The sequence below is a fragment of the Brevibacillus fortis genome, assembly GCF_046196545.1.
GTDB lineage: Bacteria > Bacillota > Bacilli > Brevibacillales > Brevibacillaceae > Brevibacillus > Brevibacillus fortis_A.
On record NZ_CP176370.1, the window covers coordinates 4,714,235 to 4,726,342 of the forward strand.

The window sequence follows — 12,108 nt, forward strand, 5'->3', positions numbered from 1 at the left end:
TTTCTTTCCCCTCCACCAATCCTCTGCTTTTATCTACGATCACGGACGATTTGACTCAGTCTTTCGATGCCAGATTCAAAATCGGCGATCGAGGAGTACCCATACGACAGCCGTACATATCCTTCTTGCGTCTCCCCGTAAATCTTGCCCGGATTCAACAAAATACCCTGGCGTTTGGCTGCTGTAAAGAGCTCCATCATCGACAGCTTTTCGTTCATTTTGAGCCAGATGAAAAATCCTCCGGCAGGCACTTCCCACGTCGCGAGCTCACTCATATGCTTTGTAAGTGCCCGGATGGCAGCCGCTCGTCTCGTAACTAGCTGCTCTCTGACCTTGTGCATATGCTTCTCATACAGGCCACTTGCCAGCCACTCCTCCGCCACACGTTGTGATAGCGAGCTGACCCCATAATCCGTCTGCATCTTGATATCGGCCAGGCGTTCGATAACTGGCTCAGGTCCCACTACCCATCCAATCCGCAAGCCGGGAGTCAGTGTCTTGGACAGGCTCCCGATGTACAAGACATGTCCATGTTTATCTCTTGCCTTGAGCGGCAGCGGTGGGGGCTCTTTCGTCCACAGCTCGCGGTAAATGTCATCCTCGATAACAGGCAGACGCTCTTCTTCACATACCCGCAGAAGCTCCAGCCGGCGTTTTTCTGTCATCAGGATGCCTGTTGGATTATGAAAGCAAGGATTGGTGTACAGAATCGCCCCATGCTTCTCTTTTCGTCTCTCATAGATCGCCTGTGCAATCATCCCCTGGCGATCCATCGGCAATCCCGCAAGCTCCATCCCCGCCGACTGAAACACATGCAAGGAATTGAGATACGAAGGCTGTTCCAAAAACACGGTTGAACCTCGATGCAATAACCCGACCGAAATTAATTGGAGCGCCTGCAATGCACCAGACACGATTAAGACAGAAGATGGCGAAGCTGTAATTCCTTGTCGCCCGACATAATCACTGACCGCTTGACGCAGGGGGAGGTACCCTCTCGGCTCTTCATATCCAAATCCGCTTAGGTTCCTCGTCACCCGCTCCATGACTTGCTTCATGGCATCGACTGGAAACATATCTGGGGAGAGCTCTCCTTTGCTCAGCTGAATCAGGTCTGCCTGGAATTCACGCTTATTGATTTCTTGAACCGCCGTCATACTTGGCTTGTGCAATCCAGATTTGACGTACTCACTCCAATCCGGAGGTGGTATCGTAGCCAACAGCGTCCAGGTGTTATTGACGACGACAGTGCCCATCCCCAGCTTTCCCTCGATCAACCCGTCTGCGGTCAACTCGTCCAATGCCGCAATGACCGTGCTGCGATTGACTTCGAACGATTGTGCCAATTCGCGTTGGCTTGGTATTTTGCTGCCAATCGGCCATTCTCCTGTCGAAATTTTTCCTTTGATAAAATCAATAATTTTCCGATATTTCGGCAACCGTTTCTCTCTGTGCAACCTGATCGATCCCCTTTGTCTTCCTCAACTTTATAGGTAAAAGTGGTTGGTTTTTTTGATAGCCGAGTGGTTGCAGATATTTTACCACCTCTTGATTACCATGGAAAAGAAAGAAGAAGGGGGGAAGTTACTTTGTTTCATCCTATCAGAAGTCGTATTTTCGCTGCACATGCCATCAGCATTTTGTTATGGGCCTCGGCCTTTGCCGGTATTCGCGTTGGGCTGCAAGCCTACTCGCCGGAGCATCTCTCGCTCCTTCGCTTTCTTATCGGCTCGCTTTTTCTCGGGATACTCGCACTCTTTTTCCGCATCCGTCTGCCGGAGTTAAAGGATGTCCCAGCGATCCTTATGCTTGGGGGCTTAGGTTTCGCCGTTTACCATACAGCTCTCAACTACGGGGAGATGACTGTAAGTGCAGGTGTAGCCAGCCTTTTGGTCACGACGACGCCGATCTTTTCCGCTCTCCTCGCTCTCCTATTTTTCCGGGAGCATTTCGGTGTGAGAGGCTGGTTAGGTGCACTGATCAGTTTTCTCGGAGTCGCCATCTGCACGATTGGCACAGGTGAGACCCTTTATATATCAGACGGAATATTCTTGATTTTGTTGGCAGCCATTAGCGAAAGCATTTACTTTGCGTTTCAGAAGCCATTCCTAGAAAAATACGGCGTTTTCGCGTTTACCGCCTACACCTTATGGGCAGGTACCTTATGTATGCTCTTCTTTCTGCCCGGGCTTGGCACAGCCATAGCCCAAGCCCCTTGGGATGTGACACTCAGTGTTGTGTATTTGGGCATTTTCCCTAGCGTTGTTGCTTATTTGTCCCTCGCCTATGTGACTTCTGTCGTTGGTACCTCGGAGGCCACTACCTCCCTTTACATGACGCCAGTGCTCGCTTTTCTGATTGCTTGGGTGTGGCTGGGTGAAGGTCCCACGCTTGTGACAATAGCTGGAGGCATTGTGACGCTTGTCGGTGTCCTGCTCGCAACGATGAAGCCTCGGTTATCCAGAAGGACTGTCAAGCACCAAGCCTTTTAGAAACGTCAGTATTTCTATGCTTGTCGCTAACGGCGTATCGATCGGCATCAAGTGCTTGGCGTTTGGAATGTCAGTAATAAGAAAAACCAGGAAGACCCTCTTCCTGGCTAGTGCTGAATGCCGAGCTCTGCCGCCAACACGAGAAACATCGCATGCGACCAAAGGAGTGGCACAGCGGGATGGCCTGCCCTCTCCACCCACCTCTCATAATGAGCCGGAGAAAGCAAATGCTCCTGCACTTGTTCAGGCAGTCCGCTCGCTTGCCGCTGGGAAACAATCCACACTGCTATCTTTTCGGCTTCTTCACGCCTGCCCGTTTTCACGTAATACCAGCCCAACCAAGCGGATAACAGCAGCCACTGTCCCCCGCCGTAATACGTATCAGCCGGGTAGCGATGCACGCCGTATCCTACGCGCAGCTCCTCTTCTATGGCCTGCACGGTCCGGATCATAAGCGGATCATCCACGTCGACGATCCTATACGGCAGTGCTAGCCAGAGCAGACTTGCATCTACAGAATGCTCCCCGACGGATTTTATCAATCGCCCGTTGGCTGTGCCATGCTCGTGTATGAATTGGCGAATGGTCTCTCCTTGCTCAGCGAGTTCGACAGCTCGGTCGGACAAATAAGGCTCCATCGCCTTGATCCCGGCATAAATGGCTCCTAGCGTCACCGGGTGGATTCGGTCTCCTCCCTCTTCCCAGCAATCAAAGTTTGGGAGCTGCCAGCACGCCACTACATAGTCAATCGTCAGTTCAATAGAAGGCTTCAGCTCGTGAATCAAGTCATGCTCCCCACTCATCCGCACATGCTCAGCCAGCCCCCACAGCCATGTCCCGTAGCCATCGAGTTGAAAGCTTCCCCATTCGCCTGTCACTTCTTCTCCGTCAGCTGTATAGCGCGTATGCAAAAAGCGGTCGTTCCCCGCATCATTTTTGTCTAATCCTTTTTTTACTGCCGAAATGGCTGCTCTTGCCTTTGCCTCATGCTTTCGGATCACATTATCGCACCATTGGTAAAACTTGCGAGCGCTCTCATGGTTGCCGGTACGGTTCATCGCATAAGCCGTAAATGTTCCATCGCGGAGCCACGCATACTGATAGTGGACAAAGGCGGGTGAAGCGAGATACGCCCCCGTACTCGCTTGATGCTGAAGGATCAACTTTACACTTTCCTCGATCAGGGTCATGGTTATCCCCCCTTATTCGGACAAGCCGACTTCGTAACAAATACAGACGCTGCTCGTCTTCCAGCTATGCTTTTATAGCATATGCAACCGACGTCCAAACGAAAACCCAATCTGCACAGCAAAAGAAAACCCACTGGATGCGCATGTCCAGCGGGTTCTTGTGACATTTAATTTTGTGAAGGTACATCCGTATGTTCGGATTTCAGGTAATGCTGTAGCTCCTCATAAAAAGTCGGGTTGCAAGCCATCACGCTGCTTTTTTGGTCGTACGGCAGTGGTGTCCCCATCATGGTCGTCACCCGGCCACCCGCTTCCTCTACAATAATGCGAGCTGCCCCGAAATCCCACGCATTGAGCTGCATACTGACGTAGCCATCCAGTCTACCCGCAGCCACATACGCCATCTCCAGAGCGGCGCTTCCTAAAAGGCGCATTCCGCGGACCTTCCCGGCAAGCTTTTTCACGATCAAGTCGACGCCGATCTGCTCCGCACGCTTGTTCCAAAATACGCTCGTGCATAACAAAGCTTGTTCCAGGCTTACTGCTCGATTCACCTGCAAGGGACGATCATTGAGAAAAGCCCCTTCCCCTTTTACCGCATAAAACAACTCGTCTCTGGATGGATCGTAAACCGCTCCGACCATTCCCTCTCCCTTATGGTAAACGGCAATAGAAACAGAAAAATTGATTTGCTGATGAACAAAATTGGTCGTGCCATCAATCGGGTCGATGACCCAAAGCGTGTCATACTGCTTGTAATCCTCCGCATGTGCACTCTCTTCTCCAAGAATGCCGTGATCAGGGAAGCGTGCAAGAATCATCTGAATGACGTGATTCTCCACTTCTTTATCTACGGCTGTAACAAGATCGGAGGCTGATGTTTTATACTCGACGGTAAAAGGCTCCTTCATTCGCTTCAGACTCAGCTCACCCGCTGAACGGGCGCATTGCAGAGCGAGCTCCTTGAGAGCCGCCAGTGTTGATGCTTGCACACGTATCGCCACCTAAAACTTGACTTATTTTTTCGCAAAGCACACCCCTTTCATCTAGAAAGAGAGGCTTCGACGTTTTATTTGAATATGATGAGACAGCTCGTGCTAAAAAACGGCCATGCTATATTATTTAGTGTACCATACTTTACCTGCTGTTACACCACACGTTAGCCATGAGGAATGCGCCGAAAGCGCCCGGATTATTAAAAAAGGGTGTCTCCCTCGTCATTTTCTGACCGTGGAGACACCCTATTTAACATAACCACTTTAGCAGCAGCGCGTTACGCCGCCTTTTTCAAACCGTTCGGTCAATGCGTACATGTAGTACTCACGCTCTGTCATCGGAAAGATACCCGGTGCCCCATGCGTCTCGTACCAATGGGCGAGATAGCGATCATAGTCGGGCATTCCGAAAATCGTTTTAATAGCAGAGCTCACTTTGCGCATTGCCTTTCGCATGGCTCTTAGCTTGCGCCTCATGCTACGTGATGTCCCTTCCCGTCAAATACATTTCCTTTGGACTTGACGTACGGCGATTCGTGCAACGAATATTGCTTGCCGCAGAGAATATTGATCCACACCCGTGCGCCGTCGAGAATGATCCCAATCGTAATGACCATGAAGATCGCACATACCACAGCATCGATCTGGTCGTTGAAGATCATTTTTTGTGCAGCTTCTACCGTTTTTACTCCTTTTGGCAGCGTACCAGCATCCAGTGCCTTTTGGAATGCTTCTGCATGCGAGAGGAACCCGATTTTTGGATCAGGATGGAACAGCTTTTGCCAGCCCGCTGTCAGCGTAGCCGTCGTCAGCCAAGCCATCGGTACGAGCGTGATCCATGAATAGGCCGCTTTGCCCATTTTGAAAATCATCGTCGTTCCCACCGTAAACGCAATCGCGGCGAGCATCTGGTTGGCGATACCAAAGAGCGGCCACAGGGTGTAAATGCCTCCCAACGGGTCCATGACGCCTTGGAGCAGGAAGTATCCCCATCCGATGGTTATGATCCCGGAACCAATCAGATTACCTGGCAGCCAGTTGACTTCCTTCATTTTCGGAATGACGTTGCCGAGCATGTCTTGTACCATAAATCGTCCGACACGTGTTCCCGCATCAATCGTCGTCAAAATAAAGACAGCCTCAAACAAGATCGCAAAGTGATACCAGAATGCCATTAACGCCTTGCCACCCAATACACCCGAGAAAATTGTCGCCATCCCGATTGCGAGTGACGGTGCTCCGCCCGTTCGGGAAAGGATCGTCTTTTCCTGAATGTCGTTGGCGAGCGTTGTTAATTGGTCAGGGGTTACGGTATAGCCCCAGCCCGTTATCGTCGTCGCAACCTGGACTGCATCCACGCCTATTGCTGCGGCAGGTGAGTTGATCGCAAAATAGACACCGGGAGTCAGTACGCACGCTGCAATCATCGCCATAACCGCGACGCCAGACTCCATCAGCATCCCACCGTAACCAATCAGTGGCGCATGCGATTCCTTCGCGATCATCTTCGGCGTGGTTCCGGATGAAACGAGAGAATGGAATCCCGATACAGCTCCGCACGCGATGGTAATAAACAGGAAGGGGAACAGATTTCCTGCGAAAACAGGGCCAGTTCCATCAATGAACTTCGTCAGTGCTGGCATTTGCAACGGCGGCAGTGTCAGCACGATTCCCACCGCCAATACCGCAATCGTCCCTACCTTCAAGAACGAGCTGAGGTAATCGCGCGGTGCCAAGAGCAGCCACACGGGCAAAACTGAGGCAATGAAGCCGTAGACAATAATCATCCAGGCCAGCTGTACCTTGGAAAACGTGAAGGCTGGTCCCCATGTTGGCGATTGGGCGACGATTTGTCCGAGCCAGAGGGAGACAAATAGAAGAGCCAGCCCGATAAGTGAGCCTTCCATTACCTGGCCCGGCCGTATATACCGCATATACAATCCCATCAATATTGCAATCGGTAGCGTCATGAATATCGTGAAGGTAGCCCAAGGCGACTCAGCCAGAGCGTTCACAACAACCATCGCCAAAACAGCAATCAGGATAATCATAATGGCAATGATACCAATCAGCGCGAGTGCTCCGCCTACTGGACCGATCTCTTCCTTGGCAATTTGACCAAGAGATTTACCGTTGCGACGCATCGATCCGAACAAAATGATGAAGTCCTGCACCGCTCCACCGATCACGACCCCGACAATAATCCAGATCGTTCCCGGCAAATATCCCATTTGCGCAGCCAGCGTAGGACCTACTAGTGGGCCTGCACCTGCAATCGCAGCGAAGTGGTGCCCAAACAACACCCATTTGTTTGTTGGCACGAAGTCTTTGCCATCGTTGTTCACTTCTGCCGGAGTCGCGCGATTGTCATCGAGCGCCATTAGTTTTTTGGCTATGAATTTGCTGTAAAAACGATAAGCTACAGCATAAGTGCAAAATGCGGCTGTCAGTAACCAGAACGAGTTGACTGATTCCCCTTGCCAGAGCGCTATCATCCCGAATCCGACAGCACCCAATGCGGCTATCCCGCCCCAAATCAAGAGGGAAAGAAACCATTTTTTCATCCTAGTCGCCTCCTTCTATTTATGAAATATTCGGGCAATAAACCTTAGAAAAACGTACCACATCGGACAACTTGCCAACATAAAAAATGGCTGAACCGTACAAAAACAAGCACAAGCTGCACCATCCTCGTTTGAGTGTAAGCGCGTTCAATTTTGGGACGTAGAAAGTCTCCGCCCCGAGTCTGATACAATCTCCACCACAATATGTTAAAGTTATACACAAATTGGTATGGAAACCAAAAAGGAGAATACGTACATGCGACAAATCGGGGGTTACATCATTATCGGAATCGGAGCGATTTTTGTTCTGGCTACCTACCTGAACGTACCGCTCGCAATGGACTTGCTATGGCCAGTCTTCCTTCTCATCCCAGGAATCGGGTTTCATATTTTCTTTTTTATGAACCCAAAGCCAAATCGCGCTGGATTGCTCGTGCCAGGCGGGATCTTGCTCGTTTATGCCCCACTCTTCTTTTTCAGCCAGCTATTTTTGGATGGGGATATGAGCACGACGTGGCCCTTCTTCTTGATCGGTCCTGCCGTGGGGCTTACCGAGCTGTACATATTCGGCAATCGCAAACCCGCTCTCTTAATCCCCATTGGCATCCTCACCGTTCTTGCCATCGTATTTTTGATCGCGAATCTGGCGAATACCCAAGTAGGCGGCATTATCGGCTTGATCCTGGTCGTATTGGGCGGAATCATGGTGACACGTAAGAAAAACGATGACTATCCTATGTAAGCAGTCGAAAAAAACAGACTAATCCTACTCTCCCAAACGGGATGCAGGATTGGTCTGTTTGCTTTTAAAACCCCAGTCGTTTCTTCAATTCCTTCACGACATTGCGGCTAACAGGCACCTCCGTTTTGCGATGATCCTGCATGACCAAATGAATCGAGCCTTTGAACCAAGGGACGAGCTCTGCCGTTTTGGATAAATTGACAATAAAAGCGCGATGCGTCCGAAAAAACTGCTGGCGTGACAGCCTGCTCTCCAACTCCTGCAACGTAAACGTGGTCGCATATTGCTCACCAGCTGTATAAATGCTCGCATACCTTCCTTCCAAGGTGGCATAGACGATTTCGTTTGGATCAATCAGCATGATCTTGCCGTTTTTTTCCACCGGGACACGACGCGGCTGAGTATCGACCAGCACATTTTGCAGAAGGGACTGTAGCCTTTCCTCCAGCAGCGGTGACGCATCCAATGCAGGCTCACTTTTCCGCCTCATTTTTCGGACCCGATTCATCGTCTTTTCCAGACGCATTTCGCTGAACGGCTTGACGATATAATCAACGGCTTCGGCCTCAAATGCACGAACCGCATGAAATTCATACGCACTAGCAAAGATGATGACAGGTGGATTGACCATGGATTCCAGAAGCTCCTGCCCCACATCGACGCCATCCCTGTCCTGCAAATGGATGTCCAAAAAGACCGCATCCGGCTCTGTCTGAAGCACCGCTTCCAACGCCTCTTCCCCGCTGCCCGCCTCTCCTACTACGGACACTTCCGAGAACTGCTCCAGCAAATACCTCAGTTCTTCTCTAGCAGGCGTCTCATCATCGACGATGAACACTTTGAGCACTGACGTTCACCCCTATCGGTAATTGTATGGTGCATGTTGTCCCGCTCCCGCTTTTGCTCTCGATCACGATTCCATACGGTTCTCCGTAGATCGACTGGAGACGGCTTTTTACATTGGCAAGACCGATCCCAGATAATTGCCGCCCTGCACTCTTCTCATCCAGGGCTGGCTTGAATGGGTCCACTTCCATTCCGACTCCATTATCTGCCACTGTCAGTTCAACGATTTGCTTTTCTTTGCGGCGTGCACGAATCACGACAGTTCCCCCTTCGCGCTTGGGCAACAAGCCGTGCTTGACCGCATTTTCTACCAGGGGCTGCAAAATCAGTCCTGGCACGGTAAACCGCTCTACGCCATCCTCGATGTCGTACTCTACATGGAGCTTGTCTCCGAATCTCGCACGTTCGATGGCCAAATACGCTTCGATATGCTCCAGCTCACGCGCCAGACTGACATATCCGCCAGAGTCATGCAAATTTCGCCGGAAGTACTCCCCCAAATGAATCAACAGTTCACGGGCCTGTTCGGGACGGAAGCGAATAAACGAAACGATTGTATTGAGCGCATTGAACAAGAAATGCGGATTGATCTGCGCATGCAAAGCTCTGATTTCTGCATCTGCCAACAGGCGGGACTGCTTCTCAAGCTCAGCCAGTTCGAGCTGACTCGATATCAGGTTCCCCAATCCGCGTACGAGTTCCAAGTCCACTGCTGACAATTTGCGTGAGCGATCCTGATACAGCTTGAGCACACCCGCCACTTCACGTCTTCGCATTAGAGGGACAAGGATCGCATAACGCAAGGAACAATTCGTCTCCCTGCACCCAATCTCTTCCTTCGTCTGGGCAATCTTTACTTCTTTGGTCGATAAAACTTCACGGGTCGCCTTGGTCGTTATGCCTTCTCCCACTACGTGATGGGACGAGCCTGCGCCAACATGCGCAAGTACAGAGCGCGTATCGGTAATCGCTACCGCTGCTACACGCGTCGTTCGCAATATTTCCTCCGCTACCTTTTGGGCAGAGTCGTACGTCAGTCCTTGACGCAAATAAGATAGTGTTTTGTCCGCTACTTGCAGCGTTCGCTGGGCTTGGAGCGCGCCAATCCGATCCTCTTCCTTTTTGGCCAAATCAATAATGATGATTAAAATAGCAATTCCGACCGAGTTGACGACAGACATCGGTACACTAATGGCCTGCACCAATGCCAAAGCGTCAGCGTAAGGACGTGCGATGAGCAAAACAATTCCCATTTGCAGCCACTCCGCCAAGAAACCAACAACGAGCGCTGTCGTCCACCCGATTTTTTTGCTGCGGTTACGGCGGAACTGATAGATTAATCCCGCAAACAAGCCCTCGCTTATCGTCGAGATAGCACATGCCAAGTCCGTAAAGCCCCCCAATGAATAACGATGAATCCCCGCAATCAGTCCCGTCATCAGCCCTACCCAGGGACCAGCAAGCAAGCCTGCCACAACGGTCCCGATCACACGTGAATTCGCAATCGCATCCTGATACCAGATGCCATTGTATGTACCCAGTATGGAAATAGAGGAAAAGATGACGACCATTAGTGCTTTTTCTCGCCACGTCGCTTGCTGGTTCAATATGCTGCGGAATGCACGTACACGTGTAAACAGCAAGGCCACCACGATCAAAACAGCCGTCCGCTCCGTCAACGGAACCATTAATGCCATATTCATTGGTTGATCCCTCTCAATCGCTGCCCGATGATTCCTCTGCGTTTCTGTAACTAATCAAAATATTCACTTTTCACCTCGTTTTTCCCTTTTGATTCTCTTCCTTTCCTAGCAAAAAAGGTTGCCGAAGTGATTTCGACAACCCATGGATACGCGTATCGTACGCTCGTACAATTGAATGACTCTGGCAAAAGCTTCTATGCTACCGTCCTGTGCTAGCTGAATGTCTTGCTGGACTTCCATCTTGACGCTCACATTGTATAAGCCTCCTTTTATCTCCAATATTTGGTTCCTATTAGTATAGATGATAGGGGCGGTCATATGGTTCATGAGATTTTATTTTTTTCTCTTCACACATAGAAAAAGACCATCCCTTCAGCTTTTTCAGCTTGAGATGGTCTTGTCATGCTCGTTACATCAATAAATTACAGGTTACCTCGACGCTCCTGCTCGCGCTCCAGCGCCTCGAACAATGCCTTGAAGTTGCCATTCCCGAAGCCGCGTGCTCCTTTACGCTGGATAATCTCGATAAACAGCGTCGGACGGTCTACAATCGGCTTGCTGAACAGCTGTAAGAGATAGCCTTCGTCGTCTCTGTCGACCAAGACACCCAGCTTTCTCAGCGCCTCGATGTCTTCATCAATTTCCCCTACACGCTCTTTCAAATCTTCGTAGTACGCATCTGGCACCATGAGGAAATCTACACCGTTATCACGCAGCTTCGATACTGTGTCAATGATATCGTTGGTCAGGATGGCAATATGCTGTACGCCTGGCCCTTTGTAGAACTCCAAGAACTCCTGAATCTGCGACTTGCGGCGTCCTTCTGCCGGCTCATTAATCGGGAACTTGATGCGTCCGGTTCCACTTTGCATCACTTTGGACATGAGCGCAGAATACTCTGTCGAGATATCGTCCTCACTGAAATTTTGTACGGCTGTAAAGCCCATCACCTTTTGATAATATTCTACCCACTCATCCATGACCTCAACGTTACCAACGATATGGTCGATGCCGATGATACCCGTACTCTCACTTTTGACTGGAGATTGGTAAGCTTTATAGCCTGGGAAGAATGGTCCGTTGTAATTTTTTCGTTCGATAAAGGAGTGAATGTTTTCGCCGTACGTACCGATAATCGCTTTTTTGACCGTCCCAAATTCATCAGTATACTCAGTCGGTTCCATGATCGGAATGGCTCCGCGAGAAACGGCTTCCCGGTAAGCCTGTTCACAATCCTCTACACGCAGGGCAACGTCTTTGACTCCGTCCCCATGCTTTTTCACAAATTCCGCGATCGGGCTGTCAGGCGTAAGCGACCCACTGATCACGAACGTCATATGCTTCTGCTTCAAGACGTAGGAAACCTTTTCCCGAGAACCTGTTTCCAAGCCCGCATAGGCTACTGCTTCAAATCCAAACGCATTTGTGAAATAGTGCATCGCTTGCTTGGCGTTCCCTGTATAAAACTCCAGGTAGTCCCAGTCCTGAATCGGGAAAAAATCGGTATTGCTCATTGCCTACCCCTCCGCTTTCCTTTTCAATTATTGACATTATTTTGTTAATTGGGATTATTTTG

11 protein-coding genes are annotated in these 12,108 nt (G+C 50.3%); 2 read left to right on the forward strand and 9 right to left on the reverse strand.

Annotated elements, in window-relative coordinates; all coding sequences use genetic code 11:
- Positions 1 to 29 precede the first annotated feature (29 nt).
- Positions 30 to 1,457: a PLP-dependent aminotransferase family protein gene (locus tag ACKKE8_RS23290; protein ID WP_409175107.1), complete on the reverse strand. Its 1,428-nt coding sequence runs from the start codon at positions 1,455 to 1,457 to the stop codon at positions 30 to 32.
- 132 nt (positions 1,458 to 1,589) lie between these two features.
- On the opposite strand from ACKKE8_RS23290, the gene ACKKE8_RS23295 reads away from it, so the two are divergent.
- The gene (locus tag ACKKE8_RS23295; RefSeq protein WP_409175108.1) at positions 1,590 to 2,492 is read left to right on the forward strand and encodes a DMT family transporter; all 903 of its coding nucleotides are present in this window, start codon (positions 1,590 to 1,592) and stop codon (positions 2,490 to 2,492) included.
- A 107-nt stretch (positions 2,493 to 2,599) separates the two neighbouring features.
- Here the strand turns inward: ACKKE8_RS23295 and ACKKE8_RS23300 are convergent, their stop codons facing one another.
- The 4 genes from ACKKE8_RS23300 to ACKKE8_RS23315 all read right to left on the reverse strand — a co-directional run bounded on the left by ACKKE8_RS23300 (position 2,600) and on the right by ACKKE8_RS23315 (position 7,241).
- Positions 2,600 to 3,682: a glycoside hydrolase family 15 protein gene (locus tag ACKKE8_RS23300; RefSeq protein ID WP_409175109.1), complete on the reverse strand. Its 1,083-nt coding sequence runs from the start codon at positions 3,680 to 3,682 to the stop codon at positions 2,600 to 2,602.
- 167 nt (positions 3,683 to 3,849) lie between these two features.
- On the reverse strand, positions 3,850 to 4,674 hold the full coding sequence (locus ACKKE8_RS23305; RefSeq protein ID WP_142066130.1) for an inositol monophosphatase family protein: 825 nt from the start codon (positions 4,672 to 4,674) through the stop codon (positions 3,850 to 3,852).
- 267 nt (positions 4,675 to 4,941) lie between these two features.
- Positions 4,942 to 5,154 (reverse strand): YbdD/YjiX family protein, encoded by a 213-nt coding sequence (locus ACKKE8_RS23310; RefSeq protein ID WP_017250626.1) that lies wholly within the window; start codon positions 5,152 to 5,154, stop codon positions 4,942 to 4,944.
- Positions 5,151 to 7,241 (reverse strand): carbon starvation CstA family protein, encoded by a 2,091-nt coding sequence (locus tag ACKKE8_RS23315; RefSeq protein ID WP_409175110.1) that lies wholly within the window; start codon positions 7,239 to 7,241, stop codon positions 5,151 to 5,153. Before ACKKE8_RS23315 ends, ACKKE8_RS23310 begins: the two co-directional genes overlap by 4 nt.
- Before the next feature lie 256 nt (positions 7,242 to 7,497).
- Between ACKKE8_RS23315 and ACKKE8_RS23320 the strand changes: the two genes are divergently transcribed.
- A complete protein-coding gene (locus ACKKE8_RS23320) occupies positions 7,498 to 7,983 on the forward strand; it encodes a hypothetical protein (protein ID WP_409175111.1) in 486 nt (161 codons plus the stop codon).
- Positions 7,984 to 8,047: 64 nt separating this feature from the next.
- Here ACKKE8_RS23320 and ACKKE8_RS23325 read toward each other — a convergent pair whose 3' ends face one another.
- The 4 genes from ACKKE8_RS23325 to hppD form a co-directional block, all read right to left on the reverse strand.
- Positions 8,048 to 8,830, reverse strand: coding sequence for a LytTR family DNA-binding domain-containing protein (locus ACKKE8_RS23325; RefSeq protein ID WP_088908841.1), 783 nt, complete (start codon positions 8,828 to 8,830; stop codon positions 8,048 to 8,050).
- Complete coding sequence (locus tag ACKKE8_RS23330; protein ID WP_409175112.1) at positions 8,805 to 10,532, reverse strand: ECF transporter S component; 1,728 nt, start codon at positions 10,530 to 10,532, stop codon at positions 8,805 to 8,807. The genes ACKKE8_RS23325 and ACKKE8_RS23330 overlap by 26 nt, the downstream gene beginning before the upstream one ends.
- Before the next feature lie 105 nt (positions 10,533 to 10,637).
- Positions 10,638 to 10,784 (reverse strand): hypothetical protein, encoded by a 147-nt coding sequence (locus tag ACKKE8_RS23335; protein WP_409175113.1) that lies wholly within the window; start codon positions 10,782 to 10,784, stop codon positions 10,638 to 10,640.
- Positions 10,785 to 10,954: 170 nt separating this feature from the next.
- A complete protein-coding gene (gene hppD / locus ACKKE8_RS23340) occupies positions 10,955 to 12,046 on the reverse strand; it encodes a 4-hydroxyphenylpyruvate dioxygenase (protein ID WP_409175114.1) in 1,092 nt (363 codons plus the stop codon).
- Positions 12,047 to 12,108 lie beyond the last annotated feature (62 nt).